19 protein-coding genes are annotated in these 23236 nt (G+C 42.6%); 5 read left to right on the top strand and 14 right to left on the bottom strand.

Annotated features, from left to right (window positions below):
* From E5342_RS19635 to E5342_RS08480, 13 genes are all read right to left on the bottom strand, one after another.
* Window positions 1-115, bottom strand: a 115-nt coding sequence (locus tag E5342_RS19635; protein WP_135959201.1) for a DegT/DnrJ/EryC1/StrS family aminotransferase, incomplete at its 3' end; no start/stop codon positions are given.
* A gap of 52 nt (window positions 116-167) precedes the next feature.
* Window positions 168-1373, bottom strand: coding sequence for an ATP-grasp domain-containing protein (locus E5342_RS08540; protein ID WP_135959200.1), 1206 nt, complete (start codon window positions 1371-1373; stop codon window positions 168-170).
* Entirely contained in the window at window positions 1373-1972 is a 600-nt protein-coding gene (locus E5342_RS08535) for a sugar transferase (protein WP_005868583.1), read from the bottom strand. The genes E5342_RS08540 and E5342_RS08535 overlap by 1 nt, the downstream gene beginning before the upstream one ends.
* A gap of 3 nt (window positions 1973-1975) precedes the next feature.
* A complete protein-coding gene (locus tag E5342_RS08530; RefSeq protein WP_236651559.1) occupies window positions 1976-3169 on the bottom strand; it encodes an ATP-grasp domain-containing protein in 1194 nt (397 codons plus the stop codon).
* 77 nt (window positions 3170-3246) lie between these two features.
* A complete protein-coding gene (locus tag E5342_RS08525) occupies window positions 3247-4494 on the bottom strand; it encodes a glycosyltransferase (protein ID WP_135959199.1) in 1248 nt (415 codons plus the stop codon).
* 69 nt (window positions 4495-4563) lie between these two features.
* The gene (locus E5342_RS08520; protein ID WP_121737254.1) at window positions 4564-6078 is read right to left on the bottom strand and encodes an oligosaccharide flippase family protein; all 1515 of its coding nucleotides are present in this window, start codon (window positions 6076-6078) and stop codon (window positions 4564-4566) included.
* Between the two features lie 24 nt (window positions 6079-6102).
* Window positions 6103-7542 carry an O-antigen polysaccharide polymerase Wzy family protein gene (locus E5342_RS08515; RefSeq protein ID WP_135959198.1) on the bottom strand — a complete coding sequence of 480 codons (1440 nt, stop codon included), beginning with the start codon at window positions 7540-7542 and terminating at the stop codon, window positions 6103-6105.
* A 47-nt stretch (window positions 7543-7589) separates the two neighbouring features.
* A complete protein-coding gene (locus E5342_RS08510) occupies window positions 7590-8567 on the bottom strand; it encodes a glycosyltransferase family 2 protein (protein WP_135959197.1) in 978 nt (325 codons plus the stop codon).
* 295 nt (window positions 8568-8862) lie between these two features.
* Window positions 8863-10428, bottom strand: coding sequence for an ATP-binding protein (locus E5342_RS08500; protein WP_135959196.1), 1566 nt, complete (start codon window positions 10426-10428; stop codon window positions 8863-8865).
* A gap of 290 nt (window positions 10429-10718) precedes the next feature.
* On the bottom strand, window positions 10719-12632 hold the full coding sequence (locus tag E5342_RS08495; RefSeq protein ID WP_135959195.1) for a polysaccharide biosynthesis protein: 1914 nt from the start codon (window positions 12630-12632) through the stop codon (window positions 10719-10721).
* A gap of 16 nt (window positions 12633-12648) precedes the next feature.
* Window positions 12649-13029: a hypothetical protein gene (locus E5342_RS08490; RefSeq protein WP_121737258.1), complete on the bottom strand. Its 381-nt coding sequence runs from the start codon at window positions 13027-13029 to the stop codon at window positions 12649-12651.
* 11 nt (window positions 13030-13040) lie between these two features.
* Window positions 13041-14096, bottom strand: coding sequence for a transcription termination/antitermination protein NusG (gene nusG, locus E5342_RS08485; protein WP_135959194.1), 1056 nt, complete (start codon window positions 14094-14096; stop codon window positions 13041-13043).
* Window positions 14097-14547: 451 nt separating this feature from the next.
* The gene (locus E5342_RS08480; protein ID WP_135959193.1) at window positions 14548-15453 is read right to left on the bottom strand and encodes a tyrosine-type recombinase/integrase; all 906 of its coding nucleotides are present in this window, start codon (window positions 15451-15453) and stop codon (window positions 14548-14550) included.
* 113 nt (window positions 15454-15566) lie between these two features.
* On the opposite strand from E5342_RS08480, the gene E5342_RS08475 reads away from it, so the two are divergent.
* From E5342_RS08475 to E5342_RS08455, 5 genes are all read left to right on the top strand, one after another.
* Window positions 15567-15956 carry a DUF2007 domain-containing protein gene (locus E5342_RS08475; RefSeq protein ID WP_121737265.1) on the top strand — a complete coding sequence of 130 codons (390 nt, stop codon included), beginning with the start codon at window positions 15567-15569 and terminating at the stop codon, window positions 15954-15956.
* Window positions 15957-15969: 13 nt separating this feature from the next.
* Window positions 15970-16152 carry a hypothetical protein gene (locus E5342_RS08470; protein ID WP_005858749.1) on the top strand — a complete coding sequence of 61 codons (183 nt, stop codon included), beginning with the start codon at window positions 15970-15972 and terminating at the stop codon, window positions 16150-16152.
* Between the two features lie 165 nt (window positions 16153-16317).
* On the top strand, window positions 16318-17652 hold the full coding sequence (locus tag E5342_RS08465) for an NADP-specific glutamate dehydrogenase (RefSeq protein WP_009017039.1): 1335 nt from the start codon (window positions 16318-16320) through the stop codon (window positions 17650-17652).
* Window positions 17653-17849: 197 nt separating this feature from the next.
* The gene (locus E5342_RS08460) at window positions 17850-19280 is read left to right on the top strand and encodes a RapZ C-terminal domain-containing protein (RefSeq protein ID WP_121737264.1); all 1431 of its coding nucleotides are present in this window, start codon (window positions 17850-17852) and stop codon (window positions 19278-19280) included.
* On the top strand, window positions 19277-20011 hold the full coding sequence (locus E5342_RS08455; RefSeq protein ID WP_121737263.1) for a nucleotidyltransferase family protein: 735 nt from the start codon (window positions 19277-19279) through the stop codon (window positions 20009-20011). The genes E5342_RS08460 and E5342_RS08455 overlap by 4 nt, the downstream gene beginning before the upstream one ends.
* Window positions 20012-20107: 96 nt before the next feature.
* Here the strand turns inward: E5342_RS08455 and E5342_RS08450 are convergent, their stop codons facing one another.
* On the bottom strand, window positions 20108-23062 hold the full coding sequence (locus E5342_RS08450; protein WP_135959192.1) for a PEP/pyruvate-binding domain-containing protein: 2955 nt from the start codon (window positions 23060-23062) through the stop codon (window positions 20108-20110).
* Window positions 23063-23236: the final 174 nt, after the last annotated feature.

The following is a 23236-nucleotide window of genomic DNA, read 5'->3' as shown; positions in this document are numbered from 1 at the left end:
TCTCAAATTCTTTTGTTTTAGGCCCCGTGGTGATCCAACCGGAACGAAGAGCCTCTGATACTAGATTAACCTCACTCTCAGTTATATCAGGAGGAGAAAAAGGAACTTTCTTCATAAGAAATAATTTTAATCTTCTATTTTTCGTATCTCACAGAGAAATGAGATCCTCATTTTAACTTCATATCAATTTTAGAAACAACCGCTTCCATTCGCTCTTCACATTCTTTTAAATCCTGCCCTTTCACTACTATTTGAGCCAAACAATGACTTGAATTGGCAAATCTTTTCACCTCAAAACCGGGACGCACAAAGAATGTCAAATCATAAATAAAAGAGTCCCTTTCACCTACATATCGCATGTCTTCTAAAATACCGTCTCTTTCTGGAGAAATTATCATTCTTGACAAACCCGCCTCACCTTCTTTACGTCTATTCCATATTTCTTTTGGATCAATGCCCAGCGCTGCTGCAATCACCATCTGGTAATAATTTAAGCCATAATGAATACTTACAAGTTCAGGCAAACAATTGGCTCCGATACGACCCGTTAATTCCAACACATATATTACACCATTTTCTTCTATAAAATCGATATTAACAGCGCAATTATTAAGTCCCATAGCTTTGATAGCCATTTCGGCTTCTTTCCTTATTTTTTCACGAAGTATATCCGAACATTCATAAGGGACATAATGTCCTACAGGAACTGCCGTATCTGCCTGATAAAGTATATCACCATGAGGCATAACAAAAAGGATTTCACCATTAGAGATAAATGCCTGTGCCCCAAACTCACGTCCCTGCAAGAATTTCTCCACAAGCACATAGTCAACCCGAGTAGCACTCATCGCTTTATAAAATCCATCAAAAGCCTCTTCTTTATTAACGGCTTTATAAATACCTTGACTACCCGCTAAATCCGTAGCCTTAATAATCACAGGATATCCACCAACCTTATCTATAGCGTCTAATAACGCCTCATCCGTATATATTTGTTTAAATGGGGCCGTATTTACACCATACTCACTGAATCGAAGTTTCATTTTTGATTTATCATTACAAAGCTCCGCTACTTCCTCCGAATATCCAGGTAATGCACGTGTATCACATAACCGTCCAAGAGCTTTCAAGCCACGATCCAAGCAACAAGTTGCCACGCCGTCAAATCGTAAATCAGCTGTTTTACTCTCCACCTCATCCGGATCAAGGATATTCATATAGCACACCTCATCAGCCAAGGGTATGCAAGGGGGACCATTGTCCGGCATCGTTCCCGCAATACTTACCACCCCCATTTCACGAGCCGCCTTATACAGCCCTATTTGCCCACGCCCGGCTCCTAATATAAGCAAGCGTTTACCTTTCACATTCATTATCGATTCTTCTTATTATATATGTTTTTACGGAAAACGACTGTATTAACTGTCGCAAAAATGATTTTAAGATCACCCCCAAAAGTCACATTTCGAGCATAGAACGCATCCTTCTCCAATTTTTCCTCATTAGAAATGGAATTTCGGAAATAAGCTTGCGAATAACCTGTAATTCCAGGACGTACCTCCAGCCGTATCTTTCGCTTCTCATCATACTCCTCCAGCGGTCGATCCGTAGTCACAGGCCTTGGTCCGATAAAACTCATGTCTCCAATCAAGACATTAAAAAACTGAGGTAATTCATCAATAGACGTTTTACGGATAAATCTACCCACTTTAGTAATCCTCGGGTCATCAGGTGAATTATAGGTGGAATTATCTGAGTTACGGATATCCGGAGCATTCATTTTCATCGAACGAAACTTAAACATCTTAAATATCTCTCCATAACGACCGCGCCGGGAAGCAAGATAAAATATATCTCCCCTATCTTCTATATAAATAGCCAAACCAACAAACAAACTTATAAGAAGGACAAACGGTATAGCCGAAAGCGCACCTATAATATCAAATAAACGTTTAAAGAAATTCTTATACATGATTTACTCCATTTCGAATTGAATCTTTTCGACAGCTTGTTCACAGAATCTTACAGCTTCTTCACGAGTATTACCTTGTGTTATAATATAGCCTACACGATCAAGTCCATTACATAATTCAGGAACAACATCGCCTATTTTTTTCATAAATCCAACCTCAATAACACCCAATATACTTCTAACTTCATCCACTCCTTTTACCGACTTAAAAATACCAGGAAAAGGTTGTAAGAAACGAATAGCCGCACCTTTATCATATTTCTTACATAGATTCGGATTTTCTCCTAAAGCTATACGTATATTGGCCTCTACCATATTTATCCCTGTTGATAAAGGAACAAGATGAGTTGTAATACATCCACCACCCAATCTTGCACCAATCTCTACTATTTTAGGTCCTGTAGATGTAAGTTTTATCTCCGTATGTGAAGGACCATGATCGATACCTAATGCTTTAATCCCTGCTTTTGCGACTTCCGCTATCCTCATCTTAATATCTTCTGCAAACATGGAAGGCTGCGTATGTCCCATTTCCACAAAATAGGGCGCACCAGAAGTCAACTTATCCGTAACTTGAATCACATGGCATACACCATCAACACTCATTGTCTCTACGCTAAACTCATCGCCTTCCATGTACTCCTCAAGTAGAACTCGTCCATCCCTGCTATACTTCTTGCTATAATTAAAAGCTTGGATCAAGACCTTTTCATCCGTCATATCTGTTATAAGTTTCACCCCACGATTCCCCGAATTATCAGCAGGCTTTATTATAAATTTAGTCGTAAAATGCTTAGTCGCCTCCATAAATTCATCAAGCTCACTAACTATATAAAACTCAGGGATAGGAACATCATGCGCTTTAAAACACATACGCATTTCCGCCTTATTTGTCGCATTAAGAGCTGTTTGAGGGGTAATACCTATTAATCCCAACTTTTCACATACCGCAGCGACCGCTTGCATAGGCATATCGGAAGCGAGCGTCATTATCCCATCTATTTGATAAGCACGAGCAGCCTCTACGATTCGGGGGGTATCTATCGTACTAATCTGCAATTTCGTTATCCCCTCTTCTTTAAACCCGACAGCATCCGGATCCATGTCTACAGCAATCACATCCAATCCCATTTCCTTCGCCTTTTTAATAGCAGGAAGCTGGAGGATGCTTGCTCCTAAAATCATTATTTTTTTCATCTATCTATTATATTATATAATAATAAATATAGTATTAAACTTATATGAAGATTCTTAGGGTATATATATCTTTCTAATCACATATTATTCAGAAAGTTCAAAAATATACGATAGTTTTTATCCGCATTATAAAATTCGTCCCAACCTGTCCGAGCGTTATTTCTATATAGCAGATATTCTTTTTCATCCATTTTTAAAAAAAACATAATCCAATCTGCAAGCTCTTGGGGTTTAAAGTCTAAAGGCAATAAGATTCCATTCTTATAATTTTCAACAATCTCTTTAGTTCCTCCTACATCTGTCGCTATACAAGGAATCCCAAACGACATGGCTTCCATGATAGAAACAGGAACTCCTTCTGATGAACTAACGTTAAGAAACAAATGATATGGTTTCTTTTGATAAATAGACATCAAAGTTTGATTATCTACATACCCATGAAAATGCCAGTGAACATTTCCAGATAACAATTTTATGGCAAGACTCTTAATATCAGGCAATAAAAGACCATCACCATAATGATCCCATCGAACTCGAATATTCTTAATTTGAGCTAATGCCTCCACAATAAGATGTATTCGTTTTATAGGAGAGACCGTGGAGCAGCTGATAAGTCGAAGTTCATCCATTGATTGCGGAACAATTGCCAGACCATGATCTGTCGTTCCAAGACGGGAAAGCACAATCTTTTCCTTATATATAGGATACTTACCCACAAGATAATCAGCCCCATCTTGTGCAATCATAATCGTTTTATCAAGATTTTTCAATAAATACTCACGTAAAGGAATATAACGTTCCTGACGTCTTTCTTCATACAAATCGAATCTATGCCCTCTAGCTACAGTTTTAAAATCAGGTAATACCCGTTTAATCAGCAATCCAACATAAGGCTGATATTCAAAACGATATGAATACAAAACCCCAGAATCAAGATTATTAAAAGTTACTTTTCTTTTAAGCCATTTCTTTATTTTTCCAGCCTCATAATATGAACGACTGAGATAAACAAACAGGCGCACCACACGCTGAAAAGACATTCTATTCTCCTTAGCAAGCTTCCACAGTTCTTTATAAAGATTAGTATCTCCTAAAACTCTAAGTGAGTTAAATAGATAAACATAGTTAGCTGCTTTGGCAACTGGGAATACATTAAATTTATCAGAAGGTAATTCCCGTCGAGATTGTAAATCTCTTTTTCTTAACTGCAATGAACAAATATAAATACGATCAAAATTCTGTTCATAATATTTCACCTCAGTTTCCAAATATGGTTCACCATTACCATAAGGAAAAAAATTTGTAAGAAGGATTAGATTTCTCATTTTAACATTATCATATCAAAAAAAAATTTCACAATCTATCAAGAAAAAAAGCATTATTCAACAATAATATTATTTATATTTCAACATAGACACTAATTTCTCTCGCTCAATCTGAGAAAACAAGATCATAAAAATCAAACCAATCGCAACAATAAATGTAACTATTAAAAAAAGCAACATCTCTGTCCACCCATAAAGGCGTATATCAAAAAAAGAATAACTTAGAAATATTATACCCATGATACAAATTATAAATACCGAAGGTATAATTACTTTCTTAATATAATCCCCTATCATAAAACCCAACTCTTTATATGCCAATACCATTATTGCTATCAGATTTACAAATTCAATAACCGACATTGTTATAAACACACTATACAGAGGCAATTTCAAATGAAGCATAAGCCAAGATACAGGTAAGTTAAATAGCATAATAGACATTTCACATATTTGATAATTTCGCATACGTGCAGCCGATTTAAAGGTTGTATCAATAGCATCATGCCAACAACGTATGACCACAAACAATAGAATACATCTTATAAAGGTCGCTGCTCCTTCCGGTTGTTTTCCCAACCAAACTTGCAAAATCTCAGGAATGAATAAAAATAAAGGGAACCCCAAAACTATGCATATAGCAAATCTTGCTTTTGTCGCTAAAAATTGAAGATTATAAAAACGTTGTTTATCTGTTGAAAAAGCCATCATACTCTGAGGCTGAAAAGCAACAGTTATATCATTCACCAAAGTCTGTAATGCGTTTTTCACTTGATAAGAGATTGTACGTGAAGCATTAGCTACTATTCCACCAAATATATTAAGAATAAAATTCACACCTTCACTTGTTAGATAGTATCCTAAATTACCAAAAAAATTCCATCCTGCGAAAGAGGTCATTCGCTTAAATAAAACTCTATCCCTTACAAAATGAAATTTCACTGTATCCTTAAAAGTTTTATAACAATACCCCCCTATCATAAGAATATGTACAATAGTTACACATAAAAGTAATATTGCATAAAAAACGACCCTCTGAATCGGACTAAATGACAAAATAAATATCACACAAAGACGCAAAACAGAATCTATAATAGAAATAACTGCCAAGGCATCAAATTTCTCATTTGCCATAGCAAGCGCATCAAAAGGAACTGTAATTATAGAAACTGCTGCCGACAAGATAGTAAAACGAAGTATACATCCTGCAACTATTAGTTTTTCAGTATTCAAATTAAGATTAGGGAGCAATATCGCACCTCCAATCTCTGCTAATAGAATAAAGACAACCGCAATTAACACATGAATGATCATCCCCATGCAGAAGATTTCATTTTTCCTTGCGATACTCTCTTCCTTATTTACATTTAGAAATCTCTGAACAGATGCGGCGAATGTTGATTTGAGTGACGTAAAAACAGCAATTATACTACCTATAAGTCCGTATAAACCAAAATCATCAATTCCCAAATATTGCAGCAATACTCTTGATGAATATAGCGCAATCAACATGGTTACAGCTTTCCTTCCATAAAGTAGTAACGTATTACGAGCAATACGCCTGTTGTTTTCAGAAACATTCACAACTATTAAAATTAAAAATTATTTTTATCCAACACCCAATTTAGTATAACGTCTCCGTGGAATATTAAACACTAAAAATGCACCCCAAAAAACAGCGACATATATAAAAATTGTAGCAGGAAGAGATAATATCGTAATAAATTCAGTAAATCCTCCACGTGGTGCCCAAAGAAGCCGAGTTATAATCAAAAGTTTAACCGATGTATTAAAGGGTTTATTTTTATCAAACTTAGCTAATGAGGCCAACAGAAATCCATAAATCACATTTCCAAGCACTATTCCAATATAACCAAAATCATGATACAACTCTGCTATATAGCTTGTACCTGTTCCTGCCCCTTCAAGATATTTATCACGGAACATTAAGTATGGAAGCGCATGAGCAAGGTGATAACCCTCGGTAGCCTTATCCGCATTATTACCTGCGCCATCAGAACCAAAAACTAATCCAAATACACCATCATGAAGAAAATGTAATGAATAAAATCGATCTGATCTTAAGCGAGAATCTAACTCATAAGATCTTTTTATTACATTAACACTTACTCCGTTATTATACACAAAATCCACAATAGAATCACCCACATTACTAAATTCGATCTTATCTCCAGTTCGTATTTTAGAAAAAATCCCTAATCCGGCAAGTAAAAAAGGAAATGCTATCAGTCCCATCCTTATCCAACTTTTCTTTATCCATATTTCACCCTCTCTCTTATTCCGGTAAAAATAATATATCATCAAAAATAGGGTTCCCAATATGAATGGGCCTCTTTGCCCTCCCAACAACGTAAGAGCCAAGTATAAAAAATAGAACATACAGATTTTATTACACGACTTTCTTTCAGGAAATGTCGCTAGATAACAACAAAAAGCAACAGGAAGAGCCTGTTCTATCCTATTGAGTGTCAACAATAAATAATTGCCTCTCATCATCTCCTTTCCTTCGACCGTATAGCTAGCCAAATAGCCTATCGTATGTACCAAAACTACAATAAAAATCGCATATATCACAGAGAATACAAAAGCAACCCAAAATATTCTAAGAGAATATTTGCGTATAATTTTTATATATCTATCAGGTAAAACATATTCAGCATGACTCTGTTTATTCTTTCTCCTATTACGCACATAAAAAAATATATAAGAAAAAAAAACAGTCAATAAGCTCAGCAACATACATAATTCCGCATGTGTATTAATCTCCTCAGAAAAGACCTCTACTTCATAATTAAAATAATAAGATAACAAATGCCTACCCATAAGAAACGAAAAAAAGGCCACACAAAAGGCAAACAGCATACCTTTTGATTTCAAGTCTCTTACAGCATACACAGTCATATTTGCCCACACCAAAAAAAGACCACTTATTATAAAGTCAGATTGAACTATCAAAAAAAACAATATAAAAAACATGTTCAATGTCAAATACAGTCCAAACCCTATATATTGCTTTAATCTTATCATACAATCAAATATAACTCAATTAATTACAATCAAACCATTAATAACAGTCATTCTTTTTTATAAAGAATCATAAAATGATACAATAAACGACAAGACATCATCAGTTTATGAATCATCGCTTCTTTCAACGATTGATTAATAGCAGGAAAATACTCCTTATATTGATTCAAAATCAAAAATATCTCATCATAAATTATATCAAAATCTTGCTCTCTCTTAGCATGAATAAATGTAGCATGGGCATTTCTTAATAATTTATAAACTCCAAACGAAATAGTTTTCCGAGAAAAATGATTGTCAATCATATACTTTACCATTTCTTGGGTTGCATAAATAACATCAAGATGCTTTCTCTGAAATTCAGAACGTACGATACTACCCTTACGTTGAAGATAATAATATCCAGGAGTAGAAACATACGACACCAACCTTGAATGAGCTATATGTTTATATGTAGTATAAGAATCCTCATAATATTTACCCTTTGGATAAGGATACACCTTAAGTAAACCTAAACGAAAAAGTTTAGACCATGCATGATTTCCATAATATTTTTCTTTACACAACTCCACTAAAGCCTCTTCCATTTCCATTGCGCAAGGAGCTTTTGTTGACATATTAAAATATATAGAAAATCCTTCCGAGGTTTCTGTTGCTCTGTAATATGGAGAAACTACCATATCAATTTCACTAGAGGTGAGTCCTTCAACTAGATTCTGAATAAAATGCTCCGATACCCAATCATCGGAATCCACAAAAATCACAAACTCCGATTTTGATCTTTCTACCGCATAATTCCTCGCATCTGATAATCCTCCATTCTGCTTATGATAAACCCTGATTTTTTCCGGATAGTTGATTGCATATTCATCACAGATGACAGGACACTCATCAGGAGAACCATCATCTACCAAAGAGATTATATAATCATCATAAGTTTGATTCAATAAAGAATCAACACATTTTCTCAAATATGGTTCGACATTATACACTGGTACAATTATGTCGATTTTGGGAACATTCATACGATTTGATTGTGATTAAAAAGGCTATAAAGAAAGCAAATATCTCTTTTCAGAATCAATTCAGATAATTAAGGGCTTCTGTATAATACTGACTTCTAAATTCTGAATTCTTTGACTGTCCACTGTCCAACAAGGTACGCAATTCGATTAGGGGTCCCTTCGTTTCCGTAAGCCTGATACCTCTGAAAGATAATACATCTTACAACCATAAGATGATACACCTTACATCAACAAGATGATACATCTTCCGCACGAAGATAAAATATCTTTATCAGACTAGAGTAACCTGTAACTCTCAACAAGACATAGAACCCTCAATAACCCAATCCCCCAACGTATGCCGCCCACTATCAAAATTAATTCCAACCTTTACGATCGGCAACCCACAAAGAGCGAAGCGCTCCGGGTAATTGCGCAAATTGATTTGCTCAAGGGCTATATCCGCAGTCTTGTTTAACTTCAATTCCACGACATAGAGTGTTGTCGGTGTGCGCATCACCATATCCACACGGCCTTTCGGGGTACGGACTTCCACGTCCACATACATTCCTAGCAGGCTGAAGATCGTGTAAAGCAAGGACTGATAATGGCCCTCGTAATCCGTATTGTCACATTGGGTGGACAGGAAGGTCTGCAATAAACGCAGGGCATCGTCCATCCGCTCTCCAGCGATCGCCTCGAAAAGAAGGGCTACCGTAGTAAGTCCATCCGCTGTGTATTGATGCAAATAATTGGGCAATAAACTCTTCATCAATCCCATACGTACCTCCTTGTTTGGGATGTCGAGCGTGTACAAATTCGTGAGCGAGGAATAATCCTTTATCGTGATGTAACCGCTCTGATAGAGCAATGGCGTAATATCGACCATCCGTTCCGTGGGTGCGTCAAACGACTCTGCCAAAACCTTGCGTGCGCCTATTTGCTGGGGTTTCACGTGATACTTGTTCAGCATCTCGATCAAATAGGTGGGCGTACCGCTACCGAACCAATAGGAATTTAGTTTACTGTCGGCCAAGGCGTTCAACAGGCTGAACGGGTTGTATATATCGGGCGACGGCCACGTGAAATGGTAACCGTCATAATTCGATTTCAAGGCACCCAAGGCACCCTCCGGAGAAACGCCGAGGTTGTCGGCCAAACGACCGATACCCTCGCCCATCTGCTCACGCATCTCCTCCTCCGTGATGCCACAGAGGGCGGCGTACTCCGGGAGCATGCTGATGTTCTTTATATTGTTCAACTCACTGAAGATGCTCAATTGGGAGAACTTGGTAATTCCGGTCAAGAAAACAAAACGCAAATAAGGATCGCAGGCTTTAAGCGGACTATAGAAGTTACGCATCACGTCGCGAAGCTTCGGCAGCTCCTTCTCCTCATGCACCACGTCCAGCAAGGGAGCGTCGTACTCGTCGATCAAGATAACCACCTTTAGACCGGTCTGGGCGTAGGCACGTTTGATAAGACTTTCCAGACGTTGGTTCGTATAAATAGCGCTCTCATCACGTCCGTATATCTGCTCGTAACCATACAATTTCCTCTCCAGCTCACTCAGAAGCCGATCCTTGTCCATATGCTTCGCTGTGCTCATGTCAAAATGAAGCACCGGATAACTTGTCCACTCCTTCTCCAGACGCTCGATAGCCAAACCCTCAAACAAATCCTTCCACCCCTCGAAATAACTATGGAGCGTAGAAGTAAGCAACGACTTTCCGAAACGACGAGGACGACTCAAGAAGACATATTTTGAATCCGCATGTGTCATTCCATAGACTAAGGCTGTCTTATCAACATACACATAATTACCCTCTCGGATTTCCGAGAATGTCTGTATCCCTATCGGATATAATCGCCGCCCTTCCATCTTCGTCTCTGTTTATTGGTTCGTCAAGACAAATATAACGTTATTTCCCTTAAACGATCAATTTTCAGCCATCTATTTTTCTATTTCCATGCCTCAGCACCCTATACAGTGCCTTGTAGCAATACCAAATTATTTGACAAAAGTATCTTAGGTACATCGGCAAAAGATCTTAGGTGCATCAGCAAAGTATCTTAGGTGCGTGGCGCAAGTCACCTAACATACTTTTTTTGCTCAGCCTTCATCCATTGGGGGTGTGTGAATATATAGCCTCGAATTATATAAAGAAAAAGCTATTTATCCAGTACCTCATACTTGGAGTGCCGGCTCTTAAACTCGGGGACGATCGCCTTCATCTTGCCCACGATGGCCATATCGTCCTTCGAGCGGCCTAACCCAACGAGTTCATCTATATCTTGGCAAACCGTATCATAATCGTACTCCCGTACCTTGGCGATCTTGATCTTCGGATGGAAAGTTGGTAAGGTGATCTCCTCGTCGTTCAGTACTTCCTCGTACAGTTTCTCACCAGCACGAAGACCGGTGAAATGGATCTCTACGTTCTTGGCACCCGAGAGCTGGATCATACGTTTCGCCAAGTCGATGATACGCACGGGCTTGCCCATGTCGAAGACGAAGATCTCCCCACCGTTACCCATCGTACCTGCCTCCAATACCAACCGGCAAGCCTCCGGGATCAACATGAAGAAACGGATGATATCCGGATGCGTCACTGTCACGGGACCGCCCTTGGCAATCTGTTCACGGAATAACGGAATCACTGAGCCGTTAGAACCCAGTACGTTGCCGAAGCGGGTCGTAACGAACTGCGTCACACCTTCCACATACCCCTCCTTGATCGCCTTGTCGAGGCTCTGCACGTAAATCTCGCAGATACGTTTCGAGCAACCCATCACGTTCGTAGGATTCACCGCCTTATCCGTGGAGATCATCACGAATTTCCTCGTGCCATACTTCACGGCCAAGTCGGCGATCACACGGGTACCGTCCACGTTGTTACCCACGCTCTCGCAAGGATTATCCTCCATCATCGGAACGTGTTTATAAGCCGCCGCATGGAATACATAGGCGGGACGATGCTCCGAGAAGATCTCCTCCATGCGAGACTTGTTAGCGATGTCCGCCACCAAGGTATAGGCGTTGATATCCCGCCAATCCCTCGCCATCATCAAGCGGATGTCGTGCAAGGGAGTCTCCGCCTGATCTACCAAGATCAAACGATCCGGAGCGAACGAGGCGATCTGGCGCACCATCTCGCCACCAATGCTGCCGGCGGCTCCCGTTATCAGGATGCGTTGACCACGAAGCAAGCGACCCACCGCCTCCATGTCTATCTCTATCTTTTCCCGGGGAAGCAGATCCTCGATCTCCACCATCCGGAGTTGCGTATGCGTCAAATCGCTCTTTCCGTCCCATTCTTGCGCCGCCGGCGTCACGTAGATCTTAATCCCCGCCTCCACCAGACGAGCCACCATATCCGGCTGTTCCCGGATGGAGTCGCTCTTCAAAGGAGAGACGAAAAGGATCGTCGCCCGCTCCCGGCACATGGTATCGATCAACTCCTCATCAAAAGGGTATACACGCACTCCCATCAATATACGATTCTGCATGTTCCCGGCCTCCGAGACAAAGCCTGCCAGCACATATTGCGCAGGATCCTGATTCTGGATACTCTTCGCCAGACTGATACCGCCTTGCTTCACGCCAAAGATAAAGGCGCGCTTAGCCTTCGACTGACGGAAGGTCGTCACGTAGAAGTATTTCACGAACACACGCAGCGCCCACATCAAGCTCATCGCCAGCAGGGAGGATAACACAAGATCCCGTTTACGGATATACACCAAGTAAGGCGAGAAGTCCGTAAGCTCTTGGAAGGCCACTACGCAAACCGCACCGAACAGCACGGCGAAGCCCACCCGCTGCAAATCCACGAAGGAAGAGTAGCGAATGATGCCCGAATACGTACGGAACAACCTGAAGCCCAACAGATAAGGCACCAAACAAACACCCCACGTGAGCGACAGGTGCCAGAAGATACCCATCGTGGCGAAGATACCATTATTCAACGCATATACCAGCAAACCTGAAAACAGGATCACCAAGCAATCCAACAGGATAATGCTCCAATACGGCAACGCTTTCCTTGAGAAATACCACGTTGAGAGTTTAGAAAAAAGGTTCATCATGAATAAAATTTTTGGTTCATGTCAGCTGGGGCAAGCCCTCCACCTCACCGGCATGCCATCTTCGGTAGTCGGTCGAGGAGGATTCGGGGACGGTCAGCACCACGTAATCTGTCTCGTCCCGCCTCAAAATATGTTTACGGGCGTACGAACGCAACGAGCGATCCGTCACGGACACCATCACGATCGGGAACGGGTAAGCGAACAGGCGCAGCGGCGTGATCTCGCTATCCGGAAAAGTGAGACACAACTGATAGGCAGAACGCTCGAAAGCCACCCAATAAGGACCCGTACAATATAAATGGATCGAGGTACGGTTCGTGCGCTCACGATCCATGATCTCATTCAGGTGTTCGTTTAGCAATGCGACCAAGCGAACACCAGCGGGAAGGGAAGACATTTCTTTTTGAATTATGAATTATGTTTCAGCCAGCGGTCGTAGTCGGCTAACCGACGGATCAAGGATAATTTACTCTTCTTCGGGGAGGATTCCCGACTCCACGGATCGATCAACTCGTGCGCACGATAATAATAGATACTGCTATCCGTACAGCCATAAAGCGTAAGTAGTAATAATGCCAACGACTGCTCCGCACGGATCAAGGGTAGGAACGAGACGATCGTTCCGATCAACGACTTTTGCCGCTCCTCGTCCCCTAGTATCGTATAGGCGGGCAACAAGAGGGAATAGAGCTTGCAACGCATCACGGCCGAATCCAGCTGTAACTCCCCATAGGCACGCAAGGTCTCGGTCGCCAGCTCACGATCGGCAGCCGTAACACCACAATCTCCCCAATGACGGCCCAACGCCTCATGGAGACCATTTTGTATCCGGGAATTGTCCAAACGAGTATATACATGCTTGCCCTCCTCGGCCAAACCGATCACCTCATATTCACCCGGCTGAACACGCAACAGGGGAACCCACATCCAGTTGTCCACGCATACCATCACCTCCCGTTCGCCGACACCGGGCTGTATCACCACGCTTGCCTCAACACCCTTGAAACGGCCATCCGTGATGCGTATCCGGTCACCTTTACGCAAATAACCCGCTTCCGGCACATATACAGGAAGTTCATCCGAGTAAGAACGGGCCACCCAACGCAAGTTTTCCATCTCACGATCGGAGACAAAAGGATATGAGCCACGGCCATCCACGCTAGGCAGGAAATTATACAAGGGGAAATCCCGTTTCAAACGGAAGATCTCATACACAGAGGAGCGGATAAACACGTAATTATAGAGTAACGGACGGTGAGTCTCCACCAAACGCCCCTCACGGCGGTGCATCTCCACGAAAGAGGGGGCGAAAAAATCGAACGTAGGCTCACCCCAACGCACCCTGCGATCCAACTCCTTCTCCAAACCCTTGACAGGGCCTTTATGACAAGCAGGAAGAGATAACACATACCATCTTACGGTGTGGACATCACGCAATGGTAAAGGGGGAAGATCATGACCCATAGATACTTCAATGCCATATCAGCGTATTCTATTAATACACTGATAATCAATACTTAAATCAAATACCCTTTTCTATTCCCGAAAATTTAAAAGCAATAGAAACCATATCAATATCTCTTCTATCGGGACGGGAAAGATCGGCTACTTGGGAAGTAGCGTAATCTTCCACGCCGCAAATTTAGTAAAAAACACCGAATAACAAACAATTTTCAGGCTTTGTGTAGGCTTTGTTTGTTTTCTGAATTTATTTTTCCTTGATTTTTCGTTTCTATTCGTATGTGTATGAACACGACAATAGAGACGAAACGACCTCATATTTCCAGCATCATCACGTCACTCCCCCAAATCTACAAACATTAAGTATAGAGACGGGGCATACCCCATCTCATCCCTTCAAATGGGTAATGATTATTACCCATTCTTTTACGCTACTTCCCAAGTAGCCGATCGCCTACCCCACCTTTGATACCTTATTATATATACTTTCGAAGCAAGCCTTGTTCACCGCAGACATCTTATCCAAAGAGAAACTCTTTAAATAGATTTGCGTGGTCTTGATCGATTGGTGTCCTAGCAATTCGCTGATCATCTCAATCGGTACGCCCTGTTCCTTCAAGGTCGTAGCGAAAGAATGACGGATCGAATACGAGGTAACCATTCCCGTCACACCACAGGTATTTGCCAGTTCCTTCAGAGACCTGTTAAAATCAGCCAAGGCAGAGGTATATTCCCGGAAGGCCTCTTCACCCGTTTTCGTCCCACTCAAGAAAGTGAATAGATAAGGAGAATCCCGAAACGTGTCGGTCATCAGCGCAGCCAACAACTCTTTGGCTACAGGCTGTATCTCGACCAACATCGGCGTCCCCGTCTTCTGGCGGTTATACCTCAAGACACCATTCTGGATATCACTCTTTTTCAAATGAGCAAAATCGACAAACGCCATACCACAAAACAAGAACATCAAACACAATGCCCGCTGTGTTTTGCGCAACTCCGGAGCAGCCAGCGGAGCTGTCATCAACAAACGCAAGGATTCCGCAGGCAACGCCTTCTTCTGTTTGCTCTTCACTCCCATGAAAATCCCCTTGAACAAATAACGGGAAAAAGGAGCCTCCCCATTCTCCATCGCTAATCCATACACACGGCAAATCCTACGCATATAAGTAGATATCGTATTCCACGAGCACTCCCGGTCCCGCAAATAGTCTTGATACCTCAAAAGCATTTCCCGGTCAATATGGGTATAAAGAATCATCTCCTGCCCACAAAAACGCAGGAATGAATTCAATGCATCTTGATAACTCTTGGCGGACGAATAACGTCCTTGCTCTCTCAATCGGGCTATATACATCCGCATACTCTCCGTAAATCATACTGTTTCATAATATTCACGTATAAAAAAAGTAAATTACAACAAAAAACACGGTTAATTCGTGATTGTCTACTTACATTTGCAGAAAAACAAATATCATGGACAAGATCGTAGAAATAGCCCGGTTCACCTATCCGGCGGAAGCCCAACCACTGATGGCCCTGTTGAGATCGGAAGGGATAGAATGTTATCTCCGTAACGAGTTAAGCAGCCAGATCATGGCCGGTTACGTAGACGTAGGCGGCGCACGGGTGGAGATTCTGGAAGGCGACGTTACCCGGGCCATGAAGATCATGGAGGAAGGCGGTTACGACCTGCCCCGGGAAGACGAGCAAGCGGAACCGGTAGAACAAGTTGCCGGATTCGCACGTCATATCCCTTTTCTACGAAAATATCCCTTAGAGAAACAAATCATGATCCTATTCGTCATCATAGCTGTCTTTTTGGCTTTGGTGATTTACTTCGGATCGCTTATCTCCTCAAACTAAACAAATGTAATCAATGGCACGCAGAAAGATAACAAATAGTCAAGCCGTATGTATCACCTTACTATGGGGTGTCTTATGCTACATGCTGCTTGTATACAGCGAAACGATCAATTTCGACGTCATATTTGCCCTTGTAGCCTCCGCTATCATTGTGTTCGTTCCGATCTACAAGAATTTCAAACATAGAGACGAATAACATTTCGTCGCTTTTTCAAACGCAATATATCTAAATGATATTTTTTACGCATTTTATCTTTCAATTATTTGCCATTATCAAAATTTAGCTTACCTTTGCCACGTCGTTAAACAAACGGCATACGGATAACAAAATGTTATAACATTCTAAATATAAAATTCAGTCATGAAGGCAAGTGAAGTTTTAGACAACTTGAAAAGAAGATTTCCGAACGAACCGGAATATCATCAAGCAGTATCAGAGGTTTTAGGAACTATCGAGGAAGCTTACAACGAGCATCCGGAATTTGAGAAAAGCAACTTGATCGAGCGCCTTTGTATCCCCGATCGCATTTTCTCTTTCCGTGTAACTTGGATGGACGACAAGGGACAAATCCAGACGAACATGGGTTACCGTATCCAGCACAACAACGCTATCGGCCCGTACAAAGGCGGTATCCGTTTCCACGCTTCCGTAAACCAGTCGATCCTTAAATTCTTGGCCTTTGAGCAAACGTTTAAAAATTCACTGACTACATTGCCGATGGGTGGTGGTAAAGGAGGTTCCGACTTCAGCCCGAGAGGGAAATCAAACGCAGAGATCATGCGTTTCTGCCAAGCCTTCATCCTTGAGTTATGGCGCCATATCGGTCCGGACACGGATGTTCCTGCCGGCGATATCGGTGTAGGCGGACGTGAAGTGGCTTATATGTATGGAATGTATAAGAAATTAGCTCGTGAGAATACAGGTACATTCACGGGTAAGGGTATTGAGTTCGGTGGTTCCTTGATCCGTCCGGAAGCTACCGGTTACGGAAACGTATATTTCTTGTTGCAGATGCTGAAAACCCGCAACATTGATATCAAGGACAAGGTAGTTTGTGTATCAGGTTCCGGAAACGTGGCTCAATATACGGTAGAGAAATTAATCAGTCTTGGAGCGAAAGTTGTCACGATGTCTGATTCCGACGGTTATATCTATGATCCGGATGGTATCGACCGTGAGAAACTGGATTATATCATGGAGTTGAAGAACTTGTATCGTGGCCGTATCCGTGAATACGCGGAGCAATACGGATGCAAATATGTACAAGGCGCTCGTCCTTGGGGAGAGAAATGCGACATCGCTATGCCGAGCGCAACCCAGAATGAGTTGAACGGCGACGATGCCAAGACTTTATTGGCTAACGGTTGCTTCGCTGTATCCGAGGGTGCTAACATGCCTTCTACGCCGGAAGCTATCGACGCATTCCTGGAGGCCAAGATCCTTTACGCTCCGGGTAAGGCCGCTAACGCTGGTGGTGTATCCGTTTCCGGTCTTGAGATGACTCAGAACGCACAGAAGTTAAGCTGGAGCAGCGAGGAAGTAGACCAGAAACTTCAAAGCATCATGGAAAACATCCACGAGCAATGCGTAAAATACGGAAAGCAAGAGGATGGTTACGTAAACTATGTGAAAGGCGCAAACGTAGCCGGTTTCATGAAGGTAGCGAAGGCTATGATGGCACAGGGCATCCTTTAAATAATTGAATATTGGGAATTATTGAGAGTGTCGCAGATAGCGATTATTTATTGATGATCATATAAGTAAAGGGGTAGGCTCGTAATGAGTTCTACTCCTTTCTTTGTTTAGACAAGTCCAATATCCCTTTAATTTTCAATTTTCAATTCTTAATTTTCAATTAAAAAGCGGTATCTTAGTGCCGTAAATCGATAAGTATGATAACAGAAGAACTTAGGAAGCTATACCAATCATATACAGGATCACCGGCAGAGGAAATAACGGAGTTACCGTCATCCGGCTCTAACCGCCGGTATTTCAGGATAAAAGGTCCTGAGACGTTGATTGGAGTTAGTGGCACTTCTATTGAGGAGAACGAGGCTTTTATCTATATGGCAAAACATTTCCGGAGGAAGGGCTTACCCGTACCGCAAGTATATGCCAGCTCGGACGACCATTCATTTTATATCCAAGAGGATTTAGGAGATACGCTTCTTTTCAACGCCATCGAGAAAGGCCGTAGAAGCAGCGTATTCGACGAGGAGGAACGCCGTTTATTACACAAGACGATCACCAAGCTCCCCGACATCCAGTTTTTGGGGTCCGACGGCTTCGATTTCTCGTATTGCCATCCGCAAGCCGAGTTCAACCAACGGTCTATCCTTTGGGATTTGAATTATTTCAAGTACTGTTTCTTAAAGGCTACCGGGATGGAGTTTCAGGAAAATCGTCTAGAAGATGATTTCTTGAAGATGAGCGACGTATTGTTACGCAGCTCTTCCGCCACATTCCTGTACCGTGATTTCCAGTCACGCAATGTTATGGTAAAGGACGGAGAGCCTTGGTTTATTGATTTTCAAGGTGGACGAAAAGGCCCGGTCTATTATGACGTGGCTTCCTTCCTTTGGCAAGCGAAAGCGAAATATCCGGAGGCTCTGAGGAATGAATTACTATCGGATTATATCACGGCCCTACGTAAATATATCCCGGTAGACAAGACTTATTTCCATAGCCAGCTACGCCATTTCGTCCTGTTCAGGACCTTGCAGGTATTGGGGGCTTATGGTTTCCGGGGATATTTCGAGAAAAAGCCTCATTTCATCCAAAGCGTCCCGTTCGCAATCGAGAACCTGCGGCAGTTATTGAAGAATGACTATCCGGAATATCCCTATTTATGCTCCGTCCTTCGTGAGCTTACCGGGTTGAAACAATTCACGGATGATATCCAGAAACATATGCTGGAAGTAAAGGTCATGAGCTTCGCCTATAAAAAAGGAATCCCGAACGACCCTAGCGGGAACGGAGGTGGATTCATATTCGATTGCCGTGCGATAAACAATCCCGGTAAATACGAGCGTTACAATCATTTCACCGGTTTGGATAAACCGGTCATCCAGTTCTTGGAAGATGACAGGGAGATCACAAGCTTCCTAGAGCATGTCTATCATATCGTAGATGCGTCGGTAAAACGATATATGGATCGTGGATTCACCAATTTGATGATTTGTTTCGGATGTACGGGAGGACAGCACCGTTCGGTCTACTCCGCACAACATCTGGCGGAACATCTTAACACCAAGTTCGGAGTAAAAGTACATTTAGTACATAGAGAACAAAATATAGAACAACTCTTTAACCCTACATTATGAAAGCTATGATTTTTGCGGCCGGTACTGGTTCCAGACTGAAGCCGTTAACCGATCACACGCCAAAAGCGCTTATACCTATCGGGGGCAAACCGATGCTAGAACACGTCATACAGAAACTGAAATCCTCCGGTTTCGATCAGATCGTGATCAATATCCACCATTTAGGCAACCAGATCTTGGATTTTCTGAAAGCGAACAACAACTTTGGTCTCCGGATCGAAATCTCGGACGAAAGTGACTATCTGCTGGATACGGGAGGAGGTATCAAAAAGGCCACTTCTCTTTTATGTGGGAACGAACCTTTCTTGATACATAATGTCGATATTTTATCGAACGTGGATCTCAAGAAACTATACGATACCCATGTACAAACAAATCCGTTGGCTACCTTACTCGTCAGCCAGCGTAACACCTCACGTTATCTATTATTTAATAAGGAGAATAGACTGTGCGGTTGGCAAAACCATGAGACCGGTGAGGTAAAATCTTACTATCCCTATTTTGACCCGGATCAACATAACGAGTACGCCTTTGGGGGAATCCACGTACTCTCGCCCAAGATATTGGAACTGATGGAGGAATGGACCGGAAAGTTCTCTATTATTAACTTCTATCTGGCTATTTGCGCCAAAACCGATATCAGGGCTTATATGGCGGATAACCTAAAACTATTGGATATCGGCAAGCCGGAAACCTTGGCCGCCGCCGAGGAATGGCTACGAACATTATAAAACAGTACAATAGGCATTATAAGCCTCTAACGATGGGCATTATAAAGGGCTAACAACTGCGATCGTTAGCACCTTACAATGCCTATTGTTATTTTCTCAAGATTTCAGCACCACGCCAAGACTTTTCTTCCCATCCATCTTAATCGTAATCGGAGCATCAAAATGTACATGACGAAGATATTCCGTCTCCTCTACGGCAGGTTGCGCATTCAAGAACGCCTCATCGAACCAACCATCTCCCTTAAATGGATTAACCGTAAAATAGCCCACTCCGAACGAAGTCAGGTTCTGGAAGAAATGGGTACCTTGACTCGGGTCTACCCGATAGTTCTCCAATCCGCACTCCACGATCACCCGTGCGTTACTGATATGCGGCCATTTCACCGGAATACCCAACCAAGAGTCGCTACTCCCCCATCGGCCGGGGCCGACTAATACGTATCCTTTCTCCTGATCGGTAAACGAACGGTTCATCTTCTCGATCTCATAAGCGATCAACTGATTATTGGATGAATTAAAAGCGCCCGTCTTTACATATATAATATCCTGTACATCGTTTACGATACCATGTCCCAAAACACTGGTAGAAGAAAGGATGGTTTCCTCGTTCTTCACCAAGCTCAGATCCTCGTCCATAATCTCTTTATTATCTACGATCGGACGGATTTGCAACAGATAGAAAGTCGCTCTCGTATGATCCGACGGGTCCATGTTGACAGCGAACTCAATCTCTACCGGACGACCCATTTCCTGCTGCCCGATCCGTAAGATCTGATCCAACGTATCCGCCAGCGGGAATACGTCATGCTGTAGGATATTCACGAAAGAAAGGATCTTACGACCGCCCGGGTAATAACCGTCACGGATAATCTGATCGTACGGATCGTATGTAGAGACAATATATTTCAGGGAACCTTCAGCGTCAGCGTCCTTCAAGCCCAGCTTCACCAAGTTAAAGGCATCATCTACCGAGAAGGTTTCCGCCATATTCTTCAAATCCAAGGCATAGAAACGAGTCTGCGTTTCCCTAAGAGCGAAATCCATCGTACTCATCTGCAAGATGCTATGGGGATGTCGGGGAGAGAAACGTAAGGTTTGCCCGCCATCGACAATATATTTACCCAATCCCAAGGCGATATTCGCAATCCCATCCTCCGCCTTCTCGTTACCGATCGGATAGAAATTCAAGGAACGGGCCACGCCCGACATCGTCGGATAGAAATGATCATTATAACGGGAGCCTACCACTTCTTGCAAGACGATAGCCATCTTCTCCTGATCGATCAAGTTCGAAGTAGCCGTCATATACGCCTTACTATCCTTATAAAAGACAGAGGCATACACCGCCTTGATAGCGTCGCTCACCGTACGGAGCATATCGTATTTCTCCTCGATCTTAGGTACCATATACGTAGAATAGATCCCGGCGAAAGGTTGATAATGCGAATCTTCCAGCAGGCTGGAGGAACGCACGGCGATCGGGCTTTTCACCACATCGAAGAAAGCCATCAAGTCCTCGATTAAACGGGAGGGCAAGCTGGCCCGCAAGAAATACCGGAGGATCGTCTCGTCGTCCGCATCGCCCAGCGCTACCGGATACAACTCGTTCGTCTCCATGAACTCGTCGAAGATATCGGTACAGATCACGACCGTCTTCGGGATATTCACGGCAAAATTATCACTCTCCAGCTTAGGGTATCGCTTCACCATCGCACCGATAAAGGCAAGACCTCTACCCTTACCTCCCAGCGAACCGTCACCGATACGGGCAAAATTACTATACTCATCAAAACGATCCTTCTGATAAACCGCCACGACACCCGTGTTCTTCATCCGGCGATATTGCACGATCAAGTCGAAAATCAATTTCCGGGCCTCATCCATATCCTTATAGTCACTCACGTCCACATGCTTCAAAACCTCGGCGGGTGGAAACATGGCACGGGAATAAAAGAAACGGGAGAAATGATTCCGGGAGAGATGGTAAACCAACGAATCGTCGGGAATCTGGAAGACTTTCTTTTGAAGGTCTTTCAAATCCTTGATGCGCATGATCTCCTCTTTCGTATGCGGATTCAGGATCACGAAATCGCCGAAGCCGAAACGCTGCATGATCTTCTTTTTCAAATCCTGCGGATAACTCTTGGAATTCTTATCGATAAACGAGGCGTTCAGTTCCTTCGCGTACACATGGTTGCTAGCCTCCGAAGATTCCAGCACGAAAGGAATGATCAAACCCGTTTTCCGTACATACTGTCCGAACTTATAACCGGCATACGGATCTTTCACGCCATTGTGCATAAAACTCATATCCGAGATAATACCCAACATATTATCCCGATACTGATCAAAGATACGTACCGCCTCCTCGTAATTCCGGGCCAATTTGATCTTCGGACGGCCACGCATACGCAACGTACGCTGGTGATCGTTCAACGCCTCCTTAGCGAACATCTGGCTCTGCTCCAGCACAAACTTATATAAATGAGGCAAAGCGGACGAATAAAAACGAATGGAATCCTCCACCAACAAGATGATCTGTACGCCCACGCTGGCCGTATCGTCCGGAGCGTTCATCTTATCCTCGATCAACTTGATAATCGCCAATAACAACTCCGAGTTACCCAACCAGCTGAACACATAATCGATAGCGCTCAGATCCTCGTTGGCGATCCGCTTAGACACCTCTTTCGAGAAAGGAGTCAATACGACGATCGGGATATTCGGATAATGCACCTTTATCTCGCTCGCCGCCGCGAATATATCCCGGTTATCCATATTCGGCATGCAAATGATCAATTCGAAGTTCCGGTTCTTCAACTCATTCAAAGCCTCCTCCTCGGTAGTCACCTGCGTAAACCGGGGTGGGTAACGGAGGCTTAAGGAAGTATATTCGTTAAATATCTGCTCATCTACACGCCCGTCATCTTCCAGCATGAAGGAATCATATTTCGTAGCGATAAGCAATACATTATATATACGCTTATTCATTAGATTGGCAAACGGGGTGTCTCTGAACACCAAGTCTTTTAAGTTCGGTATACCGCTCATAATAGATTCTGATAGAATTATTCGAGTCAAATGTAAGGAAAAATAATAACTCTTGAAACATGAAAGTACGCATTCTGACTCTAACTGAAGATTTTTAGGTTTTCACTGATAAAAAGTAAGCGAAACTCTTGGTCATTCCAAAGAATTACCTACATTTGCCAACAGAATGTTATC

Origin of the sequence: Parabacteroides distasonis (assembly GCF_004793765.1) — a bacterium.
Classification (GTDB): domain Bacteria; phylum Bacteroidota; class Bacteroidia; order Bacteroidales; family Tannerellaceae; genus Parabacteroides; species Parabacteroides distasonis_A.
This window is presented reverse-complemented; position numbering and strand designations above follow the sequence as displayed.